Genomic DNA, 21,150 nt, shown 5'->3' with positions numbered 1-21,150 from the left:
ACTCACATGGTATTTCAGATACGTTCGATCGCAATCGCGATGCCCTGACCACCGCCGATACACATTGTGATCAAGGCTTTGGACCCACCAATGCGCTCGAGCTCATAAAGTGCTTTGACAGTGATAATGGCCCCTGTCGCGCCCACGGGGTGGCCAAGTGCGATGGCGCCACCGTTGGGGTTCACCTTGGCCGCATCAAGACCCAACCCTTTATTCACGGCCAACGCCTGTGCCGCGAAGGCTTCATTTGACTCGATGACGTCAAAGTCGGAAATCGACAGGCCGGTTTTAGCAAGCAGGTTTTCAACTGCTGGTACGGGGCCGATGCCCATAACTTCCGGGCGGACACCCGCATGGGCATACCCCAAAATACGTGCTTTGGGTTTCAGACCCGCCTTTTCGGCGGCATCGGCGCGCGCCAAAACAATTGCTGCGGCACCATCGTTAATACCCGACGCGTTCCCAGCAGTGACACGGCCATCCTTTTTGAACACCGTGCGCAGTTTGCCCAAAGACTCCATAGTGGACGCTGTGGGGTGTTCGTCCACTTCGAACGGAACCATGTCACGTTTCACTTTGATATCGACCGGAACGATTTGGCTCTGGAAATATCCTGCTTCAATCGCGGCCGCCGCGCGTTGTTGCGAGGCCAACGCAAATTCGTCCATTTGTTCACGGGTCACATCATGCTCGTCCGCGACGTTTTCGGCTGTGACACCCATGTGGCCCGTCCCGAAAGGACAGCTCAGCGCACCCAGCATCATGTCGAGCGTTTTCACGTCGCCCATTTTCTGGCCCCAACGCTGTGCCTGCATGATGTAGGGAGAACGGCTCATGTTCTCTGCGCCACCAGCCAAAGCAAAATCCGCATCGCCAAGCATCAGGGACTGGGTTGCGGACACAATCGCCTGCGCGCCGGAGCCACACAAGCGGTTCACGTTCATGGCAGGAGCGGTATCGGGAATCCCTGCATTCATGGCTGCAACGCGGCTTAGATACATGTCACGAGGCTCGGTATTGATGACATGACCAAACACAACATGACCGATCTGCCCCCCCTCAACTCCAGAGCGCTCGAGAGCAGCCTTGGCCGCCGTCGCGCCCAAATCGATTGGGGTCGTTCCTGCCAGCGAGCCGCCGAAGGTGCCAATGGCCGTGCGTGCGCCATCAAGAATTACGATATCCGTCATGGGGGTTCCTCCTCGGGGATTCTTAAAGTCCGCTTATCCTAATCTTATGGGAATGAGCCACAATACCGCAAAATCACGCATGACGCGGCGTGCATTGACAGCGACGCTGCGGCACAGCAGGAATGTAGATATGAACAGCGATACCCAAATCCTAAACCTCCTGCCCGTTCGCTTGAAAGAGGCCCGTCGCGCACAAGGTTTGTCTCTTGATGCCGTGGCCAAATTGTCCGGCGTTTCCAGATCAATGGTAAGCCAGATCGAACGTGGCGAATCCAGCCCTACAATTGCAACACTGTGGAACCTGACACGCGCATTGCAGGTCGATTTCGCAGGCCTGCTCGAGGAAAGCGCCTCTAAGGATCGGATCGAAACATTGCGCGACGCGCAGGTCCCGACGATCGACAATCGCGGTCAGGGATGTCGTATTCGAATTCTTTCTCCACCCGAGGAAGCAGGGAAACACGAGGTGTACGAGCTCAGCTTTAATGACGGGGGCGAGTTGGACAGCCAGCCCCACAAACGGGGCGCACGCGAGCAGCTTACCGTCATTGAAGGACAGGTTGTTCTATCCTCGGGGCAGGCCAGCGACATTTTGAATGCGGGGGATACCGCGCGTTATGCATCCGATGTCACCCACTGCATCCGTGCTGAAAATGGACCCGCGCGTGTCTTTTTGATCGTTCAGGACGCTTAACGCAAAACGATCCACATCAAGGTTCGCAGCGGAAGGGGACCGAAGGTCCAGCGCCCAAATTCCTTCATTTGGGATTTTTTCCGTGATATCGGATTTCCTCTATTTCGGAATTATATCCGCTATGATAGAACTGCTTCCAGAATCATGGAGGCACCAATGTCTGACTCGTTCCTGACCCACATCTCGCAAACCCTTGAACAGATCGAAGCCGAAGGTCTTATGAAGCGTGAGCGAATGATCACCTCGCCCCAGGCGGGCGAAATCACGGTGGCAGGGCGCGAAGTCATCAACCTGTGTGCCAACAACTATCTCGGATTGGCCGACCATCCTGCTCTGATTGAAGCGGCACAATCGGCAATGGGCCCCAAAGGGTTTGGCATGGCGTCGGTGCGCTTTATTTGCGGCACCCAAGATATCCACCGAGAACTTGAACAGAAGTTGGCCGCCTTTCTGAACAAAGATGATGCCATACTGTTTGCCGCCTGTTTTGATGCAAATGGCGGTTTGTTCGAGCCTCTTTTGGGGCCCGAAGACGCCATCATTTCGGACAGTCTTAACCACGCTTCCATTATCGACGGGATCAGATTGAGCAAAGCAAAACGCTATCGCTATCTGAACAACGACATGAATGATCTCGAAGCGTGGCTTAAACAGGCGCGTGCAGACGGTGTGCGTCACATCATGATCGCAACGGATGGCGTGTTTTCGATGGACGGCTATCTCGCAAACCTGCCGGAAATCACACGTCTGGCCAAGGAATACGACGCCTTGGTGATGGTCGATGACTGCCATGCCACAGGGTTTATGGGCCCGAATGGTGCAGGAACGCCGGATCATTTCGGGGTAGATGTTGATATTCTGACAGGGACACTGGGCAAAGCACTTGGGGGGGCCATCGGCGGTTATATCGCCGGGCCGCAGCCAGTGATTGACCTTTTGCGGCAGCGTGCGCGGCCCTATCTTTTCTCCAACTCGCTGCCGCCATCAATTGTGGCCGCAGGGCTCGAAGCCCTACGGCTTGTCGAACAGGGCGCTGACCAGCGCGCGCAGTTGTTTGAAAACGCCCGGTATTGGCGTGAAGGTCTTGAAAAACTGGGGTTTGATGTCCTGCCAGGGGAACACCCTATCATCCCCGTCATGTTGGGCGAAGCACAGTTGGCCCAAGACATGGCCACAAAACTGTTCGAAGAAGGCGTTTATGTCAGCGGATTTTTCTTCCCTGTTGTCCCCCGTGGACAAGCCCGCATTCGAACGCAGATGAACGCCGCGTTGCGACGAGACGACCTCGACCGTGCACTTGCCGCCTTTGGCAAAGTCGGGCGTGAATTGGGGATAGTTTCATGAAACCCAACACCATGAGCGCACTAGAGAAATCAAAGCCCGAAGAGGGGCTTTGGATGGTGCAAGCGCCAGTGCCGGAAATCGGTCCTGATGACGTTTTGATCCGCATAAACAGAACCGGCATTTGTGGGACCGATATTCACATCTGGAATTGGGATGACTGGGCGCGTTCTACGGTCCCTGTTCCGATGATTACAGGACACGAGTTCGCTGGTGAAATCGTCGAAATCGGCAAGGACGTTGACGGTTTGCACATCGGGCAACGGTGCTCGGGCGAGGGACACCTGATCGGCCACGACAGCCGTCAAAGCCGTGCAGGAAAGTTTCATCTCGATCCCGGAACACGTGGGATCGGTGTGAACGAACAAGGGGCCTTTGCAGAGTATCTGCGCCTGCCCGCGTTTAACGTTGTTCCGCTTCCTGACGATATTCCAGATGAGATCGGCGCCATTCTCGACCCACTGGGAAACGCTGTTCACACGGCACTCAGTTTTGATCTGTTGGGAGAGGACGTTCTGATCACCGGTGCAGGTCCCATTGGCATCATGGCCGCCGCAGTTGCCCGACATGCGGGTGCACGCAATGTGGTCATCACCGACATCAATCCAGATCGCCTAAAGCTCGCCGCGCATGTCGTGCCAACGGTCCACACCGTTGATGTCTCCAAAGAAGATTTGCACGACGTAATCCCGAAACTGGGCATGACCCAGGGCTTTGATGTCGGTCTGGAAATGTCGGGCAACCAAGCTGCGCTTGACCAGATGATCGAAGCCTTGGTCATGGGCGGCAAAATCGCGCTGCTTGGTATTCCACCAGGAAAGTCGCCGGTGGATTGGAGCCGTATCGTTTTCAAAGCCATCACTCTGAAAGGTGTGTACGGGCGAGAAATGTTCGAGACGTGGTACAAGATGATTGCCATGCTGCAAAATGGCTTGGATGTCAGCCGCGTGATCACCCACACCTTTGACGTCAGCGACTTTGCCCTAGGGTTTGAAGCTATGAAATCTGGACGATCCGGAAAGGTCGTTCTGAATTGGCGATAAAACAATGCCTCCGAGATATAGGAGCAACGCGCCTCCGATCTACGGCACCCCGAAATCATAACGCCGTCGCGCAGGACCACGCCTTTTCCAATGCGCGACGGTATGGTTTTGTCTTTACTCACTCTCTTTGGAAGCCGTTTTGGACGGGCAAAGACAGCAGAGTTTAGTCTCTAAATGAGCGAAATAGGGTCGAATCCCCGAGTTCTGTCAGAAGGCGCACCAAACCTCCCATTGCTGTTTCGTGTACCACGCCGCCTCTTGGTTGATGGACTGTTGCCGCCTGCCAAGTGATGTCTGGGTTTTGCATTTTGTCACCCCGTTTTATCAAGGGCCCCCACACCAGACATCTTGTATGCTCAATTCTTACTGAAACCCTAACGCCTCAGGGCCAGATGAACTGCTTTCAAGACAAATTAGGGGAGAAGTGCGATCCGCTCGGTGCCTTCCAGAACCCAGCATTTGCGGCCTTCAAAAACCGCTGCGGTGATCGGACGACCATATCCCGCCCCTGAATCAAGATTGACCCGGTTGCCCATATGCACCGGCGACTCTTGCGGGGTGTGCCCATGTACAACAAGCCATGGATGGGGATCAGAAAAGTTCAGGAAATCGTGTCTAATCCAGCACAAATCATCTTCTGACTGTTGATCCAGCGGCACGTTTGGACGAATGCCGGCATGCACGAAAAGCAGGTCATCGTGCTGTACGAAAGCCGGCAGATTTGCCATGAAATCCTGATGCGCCTGCGGGATCACCTGCTGTGCAATTGGATGTATTTGAAAATAGCGTGCATTCTCGGGGATCTCGATGCCATAGGATGCCAGCGTTGATTTACCGCCAATTCTTTCGTTGAACCAATCGTACCCCAAAAGAATTTGTGGATCAGGTCGCGGCAGGTCTTCAAGGAAATAGGAATACATCCGGTCATGGTTGCCTCGAAGAACGGTCCAATTGCGCCCGGACGCCACACCTTTTTGAAGCAAATCAATAACGCCAGCGCTGTCAGGGCCACGATCAACAAGGTCCCCAAGAAAAACGATCTTTGCATCAGGGCCACCGTCACGTTCGATACGCTCTAGCGCGTCTTCAAGCATGCCAAGCTGTCCGTGTATGTCACCGATTGCGTAGACGGGCGTCGTCATGAAGGTCTCCTAGAATACAGATAACATATTAACTAAACGAAAAACGCCGCCCCTAACAGGGACGGCGTTCCATTTTTTCAAATCAGCCAGGCCGATTAGGCAACATCAAACACCAGAGGTTTGATCTGCGTAAAGAGACCGGTTTCAGCCAGCTTTGCGCGGGCTTCAGCAGGAACTGGTTCGTCCACATACAACAACGCAATCGCCTCACCGGCAACGTCAGCACGGCCCAGAGTAAAGTTGGCGATGTTGACGCCATTTTGGCCCATTGTCTGACCCAAGGCACCGATGATGCCCGGAACGTCTTCGTTTGTTGTATAGAGCATGTGCGCTCCGACCTCGGCATCGATGTTGATGCCTTTGATCTGGATAAAGCGCGGCTTGCCATCAGAGAAGACCGTACCAGCGATCGAACGCTCACGCTTATCAGTAACAACAGTCACCTTGATATAGCCGTCAAACGTACCGGATTTGTCTTGGTTGGTTGTCGAAATCTGAATTCCACGCTCTTTGGCAACAACGGGTGCCGAGACCATGTTCACATCAGGGTTTGCCTTTTTCATGATGCCCGCAACAACAGCACAGTTCAGCGCAGCAAGGTTCATGTCGGCAACAACACCGTCATAAAGGATGTTGATTGCTTTTATCGGCTCGTCGGTCATCTGACCAGAGAAGCTTCCAAGGTGATCCGCAAGTTTGATCCAAGGGCCCATGACCTTTGCTTCTTCAGCAGTCACAGAAGGCATGTTCAACGCGTTTTCAACCGCACCGGTAAGCAGGTAGTTCGACATCTGCTCGGCGACTTGAAGCGCCACGTTTTCCTGTGCTTCGGTCGTCGCCGCACCAAGGTGCGGTGTGCAGACCACGTTTGGCAGGTTGAACAATGCGTTTTCTTTGGCGGGCTCTTCCTTGAACACGTCAAACGCAGCACCGGCAACGTGACCGGATTTCAACAGATCAGCCAGCGCTTCTTCGTCAACCAGACCACCACGGGCACAGTTGATAATGCGAACGCCTTTTTTGGTCTTCTCAAGGTTTTCGCGGCTCAGGATGTTTGCAGTCGCATCCGTGAAGGGAACGTGCAGCGTGATAAAGTCAGCGCGCTGGAGAAGCTCTTCCAGCTCAACCTTCTTAACGCCCATTTTGTCGGCTTTTTCTTCTGACAAGAAGGGATCATAGGCAATGACCTTCATCTTCAGGCCACGGGCGCGATCACATACGATACCGCCAATATTACCCGCACCAATCACGCCCAGCGTTTTGTTGGTCAGCTCGACGCCCATAAATTTGGACTTTTCCCATTTACCAGCATGCGTAGATTCGCTGGCCTCGGGAATTTGACGGGCAACGGCAAACATCATTGCAATCGCGTGCTCGGCAGTTGTGATCATGTTGCCGAAAGGCGTGTTCATCACGATCACACCTTTTTTCGACGCAGCTTCTTTGTCGACGTTGTCGGTTCCGATACCTGCGCGGCCAATGACCTTGAGGTTGTCGGCCTTTTCCAACAAGGCAGCGGTTGCTTTGGTGGCCGAACGGATCGCAAGACCATCATACTGACCAATCACTTCGGCCAGCTTTTCCTTGTCTTTGCCAAGGTCGGGCATGAAATCAACGTCGATGCCACGGTCACGGAAAATTTGAACGGCGGTTTCGGACAGTTTGTCGGATACGAGGACTTTGGGGGCCATGGGGGCTCTCCTTCAAAGAAAAATTCTGGGGGGATGGACGGGGCAATGCCCCGCCGCAGAGTTATGCTTGGGCTGCGATTTCGGCTTCGAACGCCCATGCCAACCAAGGCAACATGGCTTCGACATCCGCCGTTTCGACCGTACCACCACACCAGATCCGCAGACCGGCAGGCGCATCACGATAGGCACCGATATCCAGAGCGATGTTTTCGTTTTCAAGACGCTTGGCCACAGCCTTGGCAAAGGCAGCGCCGTCCTGAATACGATCATCGGTGAACTTCAGGCAAACCGAGGTGTTCGAACGCGTGGCGTCGTCTTCCGCGAGGTTCGCGATCCAGTCGTTCGCGTCACAGAAATCAAACACGGCTTGCGCATTTGCATCTGCACGCGCGATGAGGCCTTTCAGGCCGCCAACCGAACCGGCCCAGTCCAGAGCGAACAGGTAATCTTCGACGGCCAGCATGGATGGCGTGTTGATCGTTGCACCGGTAAAGATACCGTCGATCAGCTTGCCACCTTTGGTCAGGCGGAAAATTTTTGGCAGCGGCCACGCAGGGGTATAGCTTTCCAGACGCTCAACAGCACGCGGGCTGAGGATGATCATGCCGTGGGCTGCTTCGCCGCCCAGAACCTTTTGCCAAGAGAATGTGGTCACATCCAGCTTGTCCCAAGGCAGGTCCATCGCGAAAGCGGCAGACGTCGCATCACAAATGGTCAGACCTTCGCGGTCATCCGCAATCCAGTCGGCATTCGGAACACGCACACCTGCGGTGGTGCCGTTCCAAGTGAAGACAACGTCGTTGGCTTTATCAACAGACGCCAGATCAACGATCTGACCATAGTCGGCAGTTTTGACTTCAGCGTCGATCTTGAGCTGTTTCACAACGTCTGTGACCCAACCGGATCCAAAAGATTCCCAAGCCAGCATTTCTGCTTTGCGTTCGCCAAGAAGCGACCACAGAGCCATTTCAACTGCGCCGGTGTCTGACGCAGGAACGATGCCGATTTTATAATCTGCGGGGATGCCCAGAACTTCGCGGGTGCCTTCGATCGCGGCCTTCAGCTTGTCCTTGCCAACGGCGGCACGGTGCGAACGACCAAGAGCGGCATCTGCCAACTTGTCCAGGGTGAATGTAGGGGGTTTGGCACATGGGCCAGAGGAAAAACGCGGGTTAGCCGGCCGCGTTGCCGGTTGCTGAGTAGCCATTGATGCTATCCTTACAGATATCTGCCTCTCGTTGGGGAGAGGTGTCCCACGGACGGACATAGGGGCATATCCGAGGGGGCACAACCGGGAAAATGAGGTGAGAGCGACCATAACAAATTCAAAACCGACGCAAAATGCCACTATCGGAAACTTGCGAAACCTTCCGTGAAACGCTGGATTTGTCCCAATCCGTTTGCTAGGTGCCTTCGCGAACGACAGGAGACACCCATGTATATCGCTACGCTTCTCACCTCCCCCGCGACTCCGACACTTGATCCGGCTTTGGTCGAATCACTCCGCAATGCTTGGGGTGGCGGAGATGCGGATTGGCTTGCTGTAGACGAGGCCGCCACGTTTACGCTCGGCACCATGCCCGACAATCTCTGGGATGTTTGGGCCGACTTGCAAAACATGGGCGTCGATCTGGTGATCCTTCCCGCAGAGGGACAGCGCAAGAAGATGCTTTTGGCGGATATGGATTCAACCATGATCCAGCAGGAATGCATTGATGAACTGGCTGATGAGGCCGGCGTTGGTGACCGTGTCAAAGACATCACCGCCCGCGCAATGAACGGGGAGCTCGACTTTGAGGGTGCCCTGACTGAACGCGTCGGCCTTCTTGAAGGTCTGGATGAGAGCGTGATCGACAAGGTTCTGAACGAACGCATCACCTTTATGCCCGGCGGTGCCACCTTGCTTGCGACCATGAAAGCCAACGGCGCGTATGCGGCATTGGTGTCTGGAGGGTTCACAGCCTTCACAACCAAAGTCGCGGGTGAGTTGGGCTTTGATGAAAACCGCGCCAATACTCTGTTGGTCGAAGGTGGCAAGTTGAACGGCGACGTACAGCGCCCCATCCTTGGACGGGAAGCCAAGATTCAAGCTTTGAAAGAAATCACCGAACGCCTTGGCCTTGGTCATGATGACGTGATGGCCGTGGGCGATGGGGCAAATGATCTGGGGATGCTGCATCTGGCCGGCGCAGGTGTTGCCCTTCATGCCAAGCCTTCTGTTGCTGCCGAGTGTGATATCCGCATCAACTTTGGTGATTTGACGGCACTGCTTTACATCCAAGGCTACAGCAAATCAGACTTCGCCTGAGCGTTCTGACATTTTCGTGAACCGTTCGACCCCTGATTCTCGGGTATAATGTCCTCTTTGAGAGAGGATATATCATGCCAAAATATGTGTTTGTTTATCATGGTGGCGGCCGTCCCGAGTCTCCGGAAGATGTGGAAAGTGTCATGGCGGCCTGGTCAAATTGGATGGCCGGTATGGGGGACGCTCTCGTTGATGGGGGAAACCCAGTCGGCATGTCAAAAACCGTAACGAGCAACGGCATTCAGGACGATGGCGGCGCAAACCCGGTCTCTGGATACACGCTGGTCAACGCGCCGGACATGGATGCGGCCTGCGAGATGGCCAAGGGATGCCCGATCCTTGAAAACGGTCTTGGTACGGTCGAAGTGGCCGAAGCGATGGAAATGTAGTCGCCCCACGGCCCCTTAGAAATACCTTCAAAAGGACCGGGGCACTGCCCCGGTCAGATCACAGTTTTGAACCACAAAGTTGGAAAATCCTATCAGATGAAACCCTCAACAGGTTTCATTCTTCCGGTCACCAAACCGTCCCAGTTTTGAATCGGTGCGTTGATGTATTTCTGCGCAAGAGGATGCGCTGGATCCAACACGCCCAACCGAACAAGAATGGATGCAATCGCACATTCTGCACCTCGTGTGCTGCCATCAAGGATTTTGACGGCAACGCCCATCTTTTTCTCAGGCACAATCGCAATGAAATAGGCTTCGGCGCCGGTTTTCACGGCCACTTTGTGGTCCATCGCCCGCATGAGATCGGTACAGGCCCGCCCTTCTCCGGCAACCAGTTCGGGATAAGTCGCCATCGCGCGTGTCAGCTTGGCCGCGGCGCTCTCCCGCGCGCCACCATCGGGGTTTGCACCCGCAAAAAAGGCCATCGCGCGCGCCATGCCGTGCATCGTCGTGGCAAAGTTCGGGGCCGAACACCCGTCAATTCCATAGCCGGGCGTGTCTTCTTGCGTGACCTCTTCGAATGCGGCTTTCACTGCCTTCTGCACAGGGTGATCGACCGCCACATAATCCGGTCCGGCGTTCAAATATTTGGTAAGCGTTAGAAAGCCCGAATGTTTACCGGAACAATTGTTATGATAGCGACAGACGGGCTTATCCTCTCGTATCAGCGCATCGCGCACCGCGATATCTCGGGGTTCTTGCGGTCCGCATCGAAAATCTTCGTCGGATTTACCCAGCGCTTCCAGCCATGCCTTCACGCGCACAGAGTGAATCTCGGACCCGTTGTGCGACGCACAGGCCAAAGCAAGTTGTTCGTCGGTCAGACCGGCATCCGCAGCAGCGCCACTTTCCAACAAAGGCAATGCCTGCAGCATTTTAGAGGATGATCTCGGCAGGACAACGGCTTCGGGATCGCCCCAGGACTCTACAATCTGGCCGGTGTCGTCACACACAACAGCATGGCCAGAATGCATGCTTTCCAGAAACGGTCCACGCCAAATTTCCACCATTGGAACAGCAGTCGCCATGTTCAGCCTTTCAGTCTATGGGCAAAATTGTGCCAACGGGTCTTTTCCCGACTGGCTAAATCAGGCTAATATGATTGTATCGAGAAGAAAACGCCCGACCCGCAAAAATAAAAAAGCACGGGAATGGGAAAATTGAGGCAACCACAGCTTGGAGGCTGTACTTATGGGACCACGTTTCGTGAGCATTCTTGCCGCGTCAGCGATGCTGCTGACAGCAGGACTTGCGCAGGCGCAACAAAGCAGCACCAATCAGGTTGCTGCCATGACCGACTGGAGTGTCTTTGAGGCAAAAGACCCCAAAGAATGCTGGGCTGTCAGCACTGCCAAAGAAAGCGTCAACACCAAGGACGGCCGCGTTGTTGCGGTGCGTCGCAGCGATATTCTGTTCATGGTGTTTTACCGTCCTAACGCCGGCGTGAGCGGGCAGGTCGGCTTTACCGGTGGATATCCATTTGCAAGCGGGTCGATGGTTGACCTCGAGATTGATGGAAACAAACACGTGCTGATAACAGAAGGCGAATGGGCCTGGCCCGCATCACCCGATGACGACGCCAAGATCATTGCGGCCATGAAGCGCGGTTCGAGCGCCAAATTGTCAGCCCGATCCGCACGAGGCACAAAAACCGCCGACTCGTTTTCGCTGCTGGGCTTCACCGCTGCAGTCGAAGACGCCGGAAAGCGCTGTAAATAAGTATCAGCCCGCTTCATCGCGGGCTGTAGACCCCTGCCAGGGTCTCTAACCGTCACATTGCCACCATGGGGGAAGTCGCTCGGATCAACCGAGCGGGTTTCACTTTCGTGGAGGCAGAACATGGCCGTACCTGAGTTTACCGAGATCAAATACCGCGGCAGCGCGAATGGCGATTTCATCGAAGTCGCGATTGCCGAAGGCGAAGATGTGTCTGGAATCCAGATCGTCGTTTACCACCCGAACGGCAATATTCGCTCGACCAACGCTATTGGCGTCTATGAAAGCACCATGTTTGGCAAGGATGTCTATTCTCTTAACGTGGGTGTTCACAAAGACGGTGCTGTTGCTCTCGTACAGGACGGTGTCGTTATCGATTTCGTCTCGTTCGATAGCGTTGTTTCCCCATCCACTGGTCCCGCGGCGGGCATGTCTTCGACTCAGATCGGTTCAACTGGAAACAATTCCGACCAATCCGTTCACATCGACGAAAACGGAAACTGGACAACAGGCGACATCAACGAAGGCACGATCCCTTGCTTTTTGTCAGGCACCAAGATCGCGACCAAACGTGGCGAGGTTTCTGTCGAAGACTTGCGTCCCGGCGATATGGTGGTCGTCCGTGACGGAGGGTTCTTTCCCATCCGCTGGATAGGCTCGTTCACCGCAGATGCACGCGGGGAGGGGTTTGAGGCAAATGCCCCTGTCTGTATTCCTCGCAACGCAATGGGACGCGGCGTGCCAGCGCGCGATCTGTTCGTGTCGCCCAATCACCGGATCTTCATGCAGGACGCCAGCTTCGAGATGTTCTTTTCGGACCGCGAAGTTTTGATCCCCGCCAAACATCTCGTGGGCTGGAAAGGCATCAAGCAAGTCAGCTTTGTGCCGCGCCCCGAATACTTCCATATTCTGCTGGATAAACATCAGATCATCCTGTCTGACGGCCTTCTCACCGAAAGCTTTCACGCCGCGGAAGAGACCTTTGACCAGTTTGAACATGAAACGCGTGATGAAATCCTGCGTATGTTCCCGGACCTTATCAAACTCGCGAGTCAGGGAAATACGGCAAGAAGATGCCTGAAACGCTTTGAGGTTCCTATCGCCCTGAGTGCCAAATCGGCGGCATAAGCCTTGTTTTGTTTGCTTTCGCGACCAAATGGTGTATCTGACGCGTCTGATTTCGAAACAGGACAAACCCAATGACCGCCAGCGCCCCCATTACGCAGGATGTAAAAACGATCCCGCGCAAGCTGCCTGAAGGCGACAAGATCAATCTTGTTGGATTGACCCGTGACGCCTTGCGTGACGCTTTGATCGCAAACGGCACACCTGAAAAGCAGGCAAAGATGCGCGTTGGCCAGATTTGGCAGTGGATCTATCAATGGGGCAAACGCGATTTCGCGGATATGACCAACCTCTCCAAATCCTATCGCGAGGAATTGGCCGAGAAGTTCACCATCGAAATACCAGAGGTGGTGAGCAAACTGGTGTCCACCGATGGCACACGCAAATATCTGGTCCGGATCGCTGGTGGCCACGAAGTTGAAGTCGTTTATATCCCAGAAGTAGATCGCGGCACGCTGTGCATCTCTTCGCAAGTTGGGTGCACGTTGACGTGTTCCTTCTGTCACACCGGCACGCAAAAGCTTGTTCGGAACCTGACCGCCGCAGAAATCGTTGGCCAAGTTATGATGGCACGTGACGACTTGGATGAGTGGCCTGTACCCGGCACCAAAACATCGAATGATGCGCGTCTGCTGTCCAACATTGTGCTGATGGGCATGGGCGAGCCTTTGTATAATTTCGATAACGTGCGGGATGCGATGAAAATCGCTATGGACCCCGAGGGCATTTCCCTAAGCCGCCGCCGGATTACCCTGTCCACATCCGGTGTCGTTCCAGAAATCGCACGTACCGCAGAAGAAATCGGCTGTTTGCTGGCTGTGTCATTCCACGCGACAACGGATGAAACGCGGGACATGCTGGTTCCGATCAACAAGCGTTGGAATATTGAAACGCTGCTGGATGCGCTTGCCAAATATCCCAAGGTTTCGAATTCCGAACGCATTACATTCGAGTACGTCATGCTGAACGGCGTAAATGACTCGGATGAGGATGCACATCGCCTGATCGAGCTGATCAAAACCTACAAAATTCCGGCCAAGATCAACTTGATCCCTTTCAACGAATGGCCCGGCGCACCTTACAAACGCAGTTCGAACAACCGAATTCACGCGTTTTCCAATATTATCTTCAATGCGGGGTATTCTTCCCCGATCCGCAAACCACGTGGAGAAGATATCATGGCCGCCTGTGGCCAGCTCAAGTCCGCCACCGAGCGCGCGCGCAAGTCTCGTAAGCAAATCGAAGCCGAGGCCGGTATCGCCACGCCCTAAAGCACTTGGACGCAAAAAGGGCGTGAACATTTCCGGATTTGCGCTAACCTAGCCAGAAATCAATTGAATTCTGCGAGGGTAAATCCGTGTCACGTCATATTATGTCCATTGCCGCTCATCTGCTTGGCAATGCCGTTGGTCTTCTTCTGGCCGCTCTGTTGCTCGACGGTTTTTCCATCGATGCATTGTCGTTTGTTATTGTCGCTGTGATCTTTACCGTGATCGAGGTGATCGCCTCGCCCCTTATCAACAATCTGTCCGAAAAGAAGGTGCCTGCCCTGAAGGGCGGCATTGCTTTGGTCACGACGTTTGTCGGCCTGATTGTAACCGAAATTCTGATTTCCGGCTTTACCATTGGCGGCATCGCCAACCTTCTGGCGTCAACCTTGCTGGTCTGGTTGGGGGCTTTGGCGGCGGGTATCCTGATCCCGATGTTCCTGTTCAAGGAACTGCGCGAACCCAAGAAATAGATCCTCTGGAGGATCATACGTTCGGGGCAAAACACCATCTGCCCCGAATTTTTCACAATTCCGGTACAATTCAGCCCCGATCAACAGTCAGTTTCCATTTTGTAAACAATCATCCTGAGTAGGAATTACAAAATGGCACATGCAGATATTGGCGGCTTGGTTATCGAAACCCCGATCTTGAACCTGATTACCCGCGAGCGCTCAAAAGCGTTGAGCGCCCGTGAATGGAAGTTTCGTTTGGCTGGATACGGCTATGCGATCAAAGATGTGCAGGGCGCACAGGTCGTGACCAAATTGCCCCAAGGTGTTGAGCTTGGAGTTTTGCCCGTACACATCCACTGATCCGGTCAACGACCCGGAATAACGTCCCTTGGGGAACAATCCCCCCATGTGTCGATGACTTCGATCGCTTCTTCTGCGGTCTCGACAAAACGGAACAGTTTCAGGTCATCTTCCGAAATGGTGCCGGCATCTGCCAGCGCCTCCCAGTTGATAATGTCTTCCCAGAACTCCTTGCCGAAAAGCAGGAAGGGTACACATTCCATCCGTCCGGTTTGTATCAAGGTCAGAGATTCAAACATCTCGTCCAGGGTGCCAAACCCACCGGGAAAGACGCAAATCGCCTGCGCCCGCATCAAAAAGTGCATCTTGCGGATCGCAAAATAGTGGAAATTGAAACACAGTTCGGGTGTGACGTATTCGTTTGGCGCCTGCTCATGTGGCAATACGATATTGAGGCCGATCGACTTGCCTCCGGCGTCAACTGCGCCGCGATTTCCAGCCTCCATGACACCGGGCCCGCCACCAGTGACAATCACGTTGGTACGGCCATCACTTCGTAACGTCATAAGCCGCGCGAACTCGCGGGCTTCGTCATAAAACCGCGACAAATCCGCAAGCGTTTTCGTCCGCGCAGCATCTTTATGTACCGGAGCGGGGATGCGGGCCCCGCCAAACATCACGATTGTGCCTTCAATCCCCTCTTCCATCAATTCGAGCTGCGGTTTGTGCAACTCAAGCTGAAGACGGACTGAACGCATTTCGTCCCGACACAAAAAATCCTGATCCGCATAGGCCAACCGATAGGCCGGTGACCTTGTCTGTGGTGTATCCGGCACATGGCTTGCCGTGTCGGCATCTGTATGCGCGCTTGGAAGCGGGCTTAGGCGGGGATTATGTTCCATCAGGATACCTTTTTGTTCACTCGTCTGTTCAAGAGGTAACCAAGAACATGCCCTAAGACCAGTGACACCAGAGTGACCCTGCCGTTTCATCAATTCGACTCGTCGCATTGCGAACTTCTCCACAGGCCCCTATACCGCTACACAACTTGAAATACTGTGACTGTGGAGTCGGAAAACATGTCGAACGCCCAACTGGAACAAGCCATCGAGGCCGCGTGGGAAGCACGCGATACCATCACCCCAACAACTGGTGGTGAAACCCGTGAAGCCATTGAAGACACCCTGAACGCGCTGGATTCGGGCAAATTGCGTGTTGCTGAGAAGCAGGACAGCGGCGATTGGCACGTAAACCAATGGGCAAAAAAGGCCGTTCTTCTTGGTTTCCGCATCAAGGATATGGAACATCAGGATGGCGGCCCCCAAGGCAGCGGCTGGTGGGACAAGGTTGACAGCAAGTTCAAAGGCTGGGGCGATCATGAATGGAAAGAGGCCGGTTTCCGTGCCGTTCCGAACTGTGTTGTCCGCAAATCAGCATACGTCGCGCCTGGCGTTGTTTTGATGCCATCCTTCGTGAACCTTGGCGCCTATGTCGACACCGGCACAATGGTCGACACCTGGGCAACCGTCGGATCCTGTGCACAGATCGGCAAAAACGTTCACCTGTCCGGTGGTGTTGGTATCGGTGGCGTGCTGGAACCCATGCAGGCTGGCCCGACCATCATCGAAGACAACTGCTTTATCGGGGCCCGCTCTGAAGTCGTCGAAGGTTGCATCGTGCGCGAAGGATCTGTCCTTGGCATGGGTGTATTCATCGGCCAGTCCACCAAGATCGTCGACCGTGAGACCGGTGAAGTGATGTACGGCGAAGTTCCTTCGGGATCGGTTGTTGTCGCCGGTTCGATGCCGTCCAAGAATGGCGTTAACCTGTACTGCGCCGTCATCGTAAAGCGTGTTGATGCGCAAACACGCTCCAAGACGTCGATCAACGATCTGCTGCGCGACTAAGTTCGCATAGATATCAAATCAAAAAGGGCCGAACGCGTTTACCTCGTTCGGCCCTTTTTTTGTGCGTCAGTTTCTGCGGAAGTTTGAGCCAAACCACTTTTGCAAGATGGCGTCATAAGTTCCGTCTTCGAGCAGTTCCAGCAAAGCCCTGTTGATAGGTTCTCGCAAGCTGCTGTCGCTTGGAAGCGCGATCCCATAGTCCTCTGGCCGATAGACGCGGTCTATGAGTCGTGATTTTCCGGCCCCCGCCCCATTTGCGTAATAGGCAAGGATCGGTCCATCAAAGACCACCGCATCCACACTCCCCTCATCAAAGGCTTTCAGCATTCCCTGCGGATCGTCGAACGCTTCGTGCCCGACTTGCAAAGAGCCAAGGAAATCTGCGCTGGTCGATCCGGCAACCGCTGCAACACGCCGGTGCTCGAGATCCGAAATGGATTGTACGTTGGACTGCAAGGCATCGACGGTTACAGCTGCGGTAATTGTCGCCACAAAGACGGAAACGACAAACAGGCTCGAAATCACAAGAAGCACGGCAAAGACCCGCCCCAAGCGCGACATCGGCATTCGTTCCTCAAATCCGCCGTTCACAACCAGGTTCAACGCCCACCAGAACGAAGGGAACATCGCGTCCCCGGCCGGACGATCAAAATACGGTTGATGACGCCGCTCGAACACCCACATCAACATCCCGCCACCGAACAGCAGGCCCAAAGCCAGCAAACCAAGCAACAGAATTTCGCGTGTCATCAAGACACCAATCTGTTGAAACGTGCTTTCTTCCTCGGGCAAGAGAATTTGCAGGCCACTTGCGAAAATGGGCAGAGAGAAATCCATCTCGGACTCGCGTGCAGCCGTGATCGAAATATTGGCCACAGCACCATCGGTTTGACCCGAACGCACGCTTTCCAGCATCATCGTAAAATCGTCAGCCTGCGTGAAGGTGATTTCCACATCAAGCCGGGTTGCGATTTCTCGCATAAGATCAATGCTGAACCCACTTTGACCGGTGTCCTCAAGGATTGAGAAGGGTGGGCGATGCACCGTTGTAAACTCAAGATCGCCTGTCGTTTGTGACTGTGCGACCGGCGCAACAAACAGGAGCGACAAAAGCGCGAATGCTGCTGCCTTTATCAGATTCATCAATCAAAACCCCATTCCTTTGATCGGATAGGGCAACATGATAGTTAACGGCCGGAGGGTCAACGTGACGCAATGACTGCATTGCCATCAATCGCCAGCTTCCCTTACGTCAATTTCGCAGCAATGCCTTTGCTTCGTGCTTGCGCAGTGAAATTCGGGCTGTTGGCCCATACCCGTATCCCATCATGGCATCCATGTTCGGCATCAATCTGAGAATCTCGTTGCGGGTTTCCTGATCAAATCCATCCAGTGTTTCGCGACCGGGGTGATAGCTTTCGCTATCCAACCCATTGCCGCGCACAATTTCATGGCGATCAAAGAGCATGTGAACATATTTCACAGGCTTACTGTCTTCACGCCGCCGAATGGTTTTGTCGTTAACAAGATCCTTTGCTTTCACAAGAACCTCGTTTTCCCCGAACAATAGCCCCGCTGAAGGGGAGTTGATCAATACACGGTGATTCTGGGAAAACTCGACAACTTCGTGCTGGCCAAGTGCGCCGGCCTCAAACCGGATAGGCGCATCTTTACCCTTGGCAACGCATTCGCTTGAGCCAATCCAACGAATTGGTTGGAACCCGTTGTCGCGTGTCAGGACCATATCGCCCGTTTCCAACGCTTCGACAGCAACCTCTCCGTTCACGGTCAGGATCATTGTTCCAGCAACAAAACAGGCGGTTATGACGGTGACAAAACCAACATCCGTGTTCCCGTCCGAATCTTCGACGGTATATGAAAAGACATTTGATCCGAGATCTCCGTCGGTTTCGATCGTGACCGTTCCGTCCGCATTAACGGTGATGGTTTCCCCGGTTCCGAGTACAATCGGCTCGCCAACGATCACTTCCTGACCGCCAATGTGCGTAATCGTCAGAGTGGCACCTGTCGCGCTGACATCGTTTTCCGAGATGCCAAATGTTTCGGAATCATTTGGTGACATCGTAACTGTGTCGTCGTTGGCAACAAGAGCGGTTTGGATGGAGTCGCCGGCAATCATCAAGTTACTGTCGTATACAGAGTCCCCACCATCCGCGATTGCGATTTTGATGGTGTTTTCTTCATCCGGGATGACATTTGCCTTCAATGTCATCGTGACCGTGAAGCCGTCCATCTCGGTATTGGCAACTTCGTTGTCTGCAGGGTTGTCGACATAGAGGTTTGAGTTGCTGGTTGTATTGATGTTGTTGATCGTAATGTCACCATCGCCAACAGTAAGTTCGGCCTTTTCGCCGTTCACCCAAACACCCACAGCATCGTTAAAGCCAGAGTTCACGTACTCGAGGTATTCCTCGGACGAAAAGGTCACCTGCATTGTCAGAACACTGCCCTCGGGCACAAATGTCGCTTCGAAAATCGCCGCATCGTATGTTTGCGCGCCTGCGATTTCATTCAGGTCACTGTCACCTGAAAGGCCATGATTGGTCGATTCATTGGATTGACGGTTGGGGTCGCCACTGCTGCGCGTCACATCTGCAGCCTGACCGGTTGACAGGATCACGCCAGTATCCGAAGGTGTCAGTATGGGGGCTACGGTGTCGCCATCCGAGTAAATTCCGGACGCGCTGTCGGCGCCTGTATAGCTGGCAGATTCGATAGAGATGCCAGAACCAAACATGGCTTCCGCCATTTCCATAGCCGAGGCGGAGGTATCGATAGGCAATTCAGATGCAACGGGCATGACTTAAAACCTCAATTTACTCGTACGCAAACTACACTTGCGCTCAAATGTGTATTTTTTCTTAGATTCGCAAGAGAATCTTGTGGGAAAGCTTATGTTTTATTCCCCTAAATTCTGCGCGTGCAGTGTGGCGATGTTGGGACAGCATCGTGACGAATATTGACCATTGTGCGTTTTCCGCGATATGGCCGAAAATATGGACAAAGTTAAAAAGAAATCACGCCAGCAGGTTTATACTCTTCTGGTTCAAGTTGGACGCAAAGACGGTGACGGCCTGCCCAAAGGGGCAACAGGTGCGGCGTTGATGATCTATGCCAGCGGAATCGACGAAGCCGAGGCTGTGCGCGAAACCGTTGCCATCCTCAAGCAGGCAGATTTGGCACCTCTGGATGTGACCGGATATGGCACGCTGGAAGAGCGCGAAGCTCAAGGGCATGAAATCACCGACGACGAACGGAGCCTGATGGAACGCGCCCTCGAAGAAAACTCGGTGATCGTGGCGCACATGACCGAGTTTTATAACGGAGAGGAAACCCTCTCTGCAGATGATGAAAGCATGAACTAAACAGAAATACTGCTCTGGTTCAGGCCGCGCGCTGCTCGGCCAGAACCAACGCCTCGAAAGACCTGAGTACAGGGAACGCGGTTGTTGAATGTTCGGGCAATGTCGATTGCTCGAACTGGGACAGAAGGCTCGACCTCAACAGGTCCCGCTTTCTGCGGATGCGTCCGATATTGAAGCTTTCTAAAAACGTACCTGCGGCATGGATTGCCTCGTGGTCGGGCAACAACACCTGAGTATATGTCACGAGCGCGTGGTTCGTTTCTCTTATCGCTGCGCTGCCATTCACAAGGTGACGTGCAGGAACCAGTACGTGCTCGGCGCCAAACATGTATTCAACACGTGACCCCCCGATGACCAGACGCTGTTCGGGCGCAACCACCATGTCCTGAACCAGACCAAAATATGGCGTCCGCAGCCGGACAGGTTCAAACAACCCCTTTGCAGGAACCGTGCGCCGTACAACTTGCAAGACCGGCACCATGTTTCCGTTAAGGGTTTCAACCAGATCACCCCGTTTCAAATCCCCCATGGCGCGATACCCGAACGGCGTTGCGACAGGAGTCGAAGCTGTCATGCCAGGCATGGGACCAATGGGTTCAATACGATCCGAAACCGCAAAGAAAAGCACATCTTCGGATATGCTTCTCAAGGCCCGGTTTTTAGTAAGCTCGCGGACATCAGACAGTGTTATCGGCAGCGGGTTATCCAGTATCACCTGAAACGCCTTGCCGTTGTCAGGGCGTTCCACAGCGAGACGTGCTTTTCGGTGCCGCATGTCCCAACTGTAGGTAATCCGGAGAATGTCGGTCCGTGACAGAGAGTCATGGCTGAGCACGCCGTGAAAAACGTCTTTGCCCCGAGAATGCACCAGATGGACACCGGCGCCCGGAATAGCGCGAATAGAGAATTTCAGCGCGTGTTCGAACGCCCTTTCCAACCCCAAAAGAAGTTGTGGACGGTCATAAGGAGAAAGCCGCGTTTCCATGAGCAGGCTACCGGTCTCAAGTACCTGTTCAAGATCGGCCTCGGGGCTAACCGCGTCTTTGCCCGAATTAGAGATCCCGTTGGCGGAAAAAAACTGAGAGTTACGATCCGCGATAGCAAGCCATGTCATATCGTTATCTCCTTGTTGAAC

General features: G+C 54.0%; 21 protein-coding genes. 12 read left to right on the top strand and 9 right to left on the bottom strand.

Annotated elements, in window-relative coordinates; genetic code table 11:
* Positions 1 to 14: 14 nt before the first annotated feature.
* Positions 15 to 1,190: an acetyl-CoA C-acyltransferase family protein gene (locus PH7735_RS18540; protein WP_058312923.1), complete on the bottom strand. Its 1,176-nt coding sequence runs from the start codon at positions 1,188 to 1,190 to the stop codon at positions 15 to 17.
* A gap of 130 nt (positions 1,191 to 1,320) precedes the next feature.
* Here PH7735_RS18540 and PH7735_RS18535 point away from each other — a divergent pair, with 130 nt between their 5' ends.
* The 3 genes from PH7735_RS18535 (at position 1,321) to tdh (ending at position 4,268) form a co-directional block, all read left to right on the top strand.
* Positions 1,321 to 1,884 (top strand): helix-turn-helix domain-containing protein, encoded by a 564-nt coding sequence (locus PH7735_RS18535; protein ID WP_058313011.1) that lies wholly within the window; start codon positions 1,321 to 1,323, stop codon positions 1,882 to 1,884.
* Positions 1,885 to 2,040: 156 nt separating this feature from the next.
* Positions 2,041 to 3,228: a glycine C-acetyltransferase gene (locus tag PH7735_RS18530; protein WP_058312922.1), complete on the top strand. Its 1,188-nt coding sequence runs from the start codon at positions 2,041 to 2,043 to the stop codon at positions 3,226 to 3,228.
* Between the two features lie 11 nt (positions 3,229 to 3,239).
* Entirely contained in the window at positions 3,240 to 4,268 is a 1,029-nt protein-coding gene (gene tdh, locus PH7735_RS18525; RefSeq protein WP_058313010.1) for an L-threonine 3-dehydrogenase, read from the top strand.
* Between the two features lie 413 nt (positions 4,269 to 4,681).
* Here the strand turns inward: tdh and PH7735_RS18520 are convergent, their stop codons facing one another.
* The 3 genes from PH7735_RS18520 to PH7735_RS18510 all read right to left on the bottom strand — a co-directional run bounded on the left by PH7735_RS18520 (position 4,682) and on the right by PH7735_RS18510 (position 8,308).
* Positions 4,682 to 5,410 carry a metallophosphoesterase family protein gene (locus PH7735_RS18520; protein ID WP_058312921.1) on the bottom strand — a complete coding sequence of 243 codons (729 nt, stop codon included), beginning with the start codon at positions 5,408 to 5,410 and terminating at the stop codon, positions 4,682 to 4,684.
* A gap of 95 nt (positions 5,411 to 5,505) precedes the next feature.
* Positions 5,506 to 7,101 (bottom strand): phosphoglycerate dehydrogenase, encoded by a 1,596-nt coding sequence (gene serA / locus PH7735_RS18515; protein WP_058312920.1) that lies wholly within the window; start codon positions 7,099 to 7,101, stop codon positions 5,506 to 5,508.
* A gap of 61 nt (positions 7,102 to 7,162) precedes the next feature.
* On the bottom strand, positions 7,163 to 8,308 hold the full coding sequence (locus tag PH7735_RS18510; protein ID WP_058312919.1) for a phosphoserine transaminase: 1,146 nt from the start codon (positions 8,306 to 8,308) through the stop codon (positions 7,163 to 7,165).
* A 228-nt stretch (positions 8,309 to 8,536) separates the two neighbouring features.
* Here PH7735_RS18510 and serB point away from each other — a divergent pair, with 228 nt between their 5' ends.
* Positions 8,537 to 9,409 (top strand): phosphoserine phosphatase SerB, encoded by an 873-nt coding sequence (gene serB / locus PH7735_RS18505; protein WP_058312918.1) that lies wholly within the window; start codon positions 8,537 to 8,539, stop codon positions 9,407 to 9,409.
* Positions 9,410 to 9,483: 74 nt separating this feature from the next.
* The gene (locus PH7735_RS18500) at positions 9,484 to 9,798 is read left to right on the top strand and encodes a YciI family protein (RefSeq protein WP_058312917.1); all 315 of its coding nucleotides are present in this window, start codon (positions 9,484 to 9,486) and stop codon (positions 9,796 to 9,798) included.
* A 92-nt stretch (positions 9,799 to 9,890) separates the two neighbouring features.
* Here PH7735_RS18500 and PH7735_RS18495 read toward each other — a convergent pair whose 3' ends face one another.
* Positions 9,891 to 10,886, bottom strand: coding sequence for an asparaginase (locus PH7735_RS18495; protein WP_058312916.1), 996 nt, complete (start codon positions 10,884 to 10,886; stop codon positions 9,891 to 9,893).
* A 163-nt stretch (positions 10,887 to 11,049) separates the two neighbouring features.
* Between PH7735_RS18495 and PH7735_RS18490 the strand changes: the two genes are divergently transcribed.
* From PH7735_RS18490 to PH7735_RS18470, 5 genes are all read left to right on the top strand, one after another.
* Positions 11,050 to 11,577: an invasion associated locus B family protein gene (locus tag PH7735_RS18490; RefSeq protein ID WP_058312915.1), complete on the top strand. Its 528-nt coding sequence runs from the start codon at positions 11,050 to 11,052 to the stop codon at positions 11,575 to 11,577.
* Positions 11,578 to 11,697: 120 nt separating this feature from the next.
* The gene (locus PH7735_RS18485) at positions 11,698 to 12,702 is read left to right on the top strand and encodes a Hint domain-containing protein (RefSeq protein WP_058312914.1); all 1,005 of its coding nucleotides are present in this window, start codon (positions 11,698 to 11,700) and stop codon (positions 12,700 to 12,702) included.
* Positions 12,703 to 12,773: 71 nt separating this feature from the next.
* Positions 12,774 to 13,970: a dual-specificity RNA methyltransferase RlmN gene (gene rlmN / locus PH7735_RS18480; protein WP_058312913.1), complete on the top strand. Its 1,197-nt coding sequence runs from the start codon at positions 12,774 to 12,776 to the stop codon at positions 13,968 to 13,970.
* Between the two features lie 86 nt (positions 13,971 to 14,056).
* Positions 14,057 to 14,440, top strand: coding sequence for a phage holin family protein (locus PH7735_RS18475; RefSeq protein ID WP_058312912.1), 384 nt, complete (start codon positions 14,057 to 14,059; stop codon positions 14,438 to 14,440).
* 132 nt (positions 14,441 to 14,572) lie between these two features.
* On the top strand, positions 14,573 to 14,782 hold the full coding sequence (locus tag PH7735_RS18470) for a hypothetical protein (protein ID WP_058312911.1): 210 nt from the start codon (positions 14,573 to 14,575) through the stop codon (positions 14,780 to 14,782).
* A gap of 5 nt (positions 14,783 to 14,787) precedes the next feature.
* Here PH7735_RS18470 and PH7735_RS18465 read toward each other — a convergent pair whose 3' ends face one another.
* Positions 14,788 to 15,624, bottom strand: a complete 837-nt coding sequence (locus tag PH7735_RS18465; RefSeq protein ID WP_058312910.1) for an LOG family protein — start codon at positions 15,622 to 15,624, stop codon at positions 14,788 to 14,790.
* Between the two features lie 177 nt (positions 15,625 to 15,801).
* Between PH7735_RS18465 and dapD the strand changes: the two genes are divergently transcribed.
* Positions 15,802 to 16,629, top strand: a complete 828-nt coding sequence (dapD, locus tag PH7735_RS18460) for a 2,3,4,5-tetrahydropyridine-2,6-dicarboxylate N-succinyltransferase (RefSeq protein ID WP_058312909.1) — start codon at positions 15,802 to 15,804, stop codon at positions 16,627 to 16,629.
* 66 nt (positions 16,630 to 16,695) lie between these two features.
* Here the strand turns inward: dapD and PH7735_RS18455 are convergent, their stop codons facing one another.
* Complete coding sequence (locus PH7735_RS18455) at positions 16,696 to 17,772, bottom strand: transporter substrate-binding domain-containing protein (protein ID WP_058312908.1); 1,077 nt, start codon at positions 17,770 to 17,772, stop codon at positions 16,696 to 16,698.
* A 109-nt stretch (positions 17,773 to 17,881) separates the two neighbouring features.
* Positions 17,882 to 19,450, bottom strand: a complete 1,569-nt coding sequence (locus PH7735_RS18450) for a choice-of-anchor L domain-containing protein (protein ID WP_058312907.1) — start codon at positions 19,448 to 19,450, stop codon at positions 17,882 to 17,884.
* A 196-nt stretch (positions 19,451 to 19,646) separates the two neighbouring features.
* Here PH7735_RS18450 and PH7735_RS18445 point away from each other — a divergent pair, with 196 nt between their 5' ends.
* Positions 19,647 to 20,015 carry a DUF8846 family protein gene (locus PH7735_RS18445; RefSeq protein WP_058313009.1) on the top strand — a complete coding sequence of 123 codons (369 nt, stop codon included), beginning with the start codon at positions 19,647 to 19,649 and terminating at the stop codon, positions 20,013 to 20,015.
* Between the two features lie 19 nt (positions 20,016 to 20,034).
* Here the strand turns inward: PH7735_RS18445 and PH7735_RS18440 are convergent, their stop codons facing one another.
* Complete coding sequence (locus PH7735_RS18440; RefSeq protein WP_058312906.1) at positions 20,035 to 21,129, bottom strand: Hint domain-containing protein; 1,095 nt, start codon at positions 21,127 to 21,129, stop codon at positions 20,035 to 20,037.
* Positions 21,130 to 21,150 lie beyond the last annotated feature (21 nt).

This window comes from Shimia thalassica, assembly GCF_001458215.1.
Classification (GTDB): Bacteria; Pseudomonadota; Alphaproteobacteria; order Rhodobacterales; family Rhodobacteraceae; genus Shimia; species Shimia thalassica.
The sequence above is the reverse complement of the archived record's forward strand: the minus strand, read 5'-3'. Positions and strand labels throughout refer to the sequence as shown.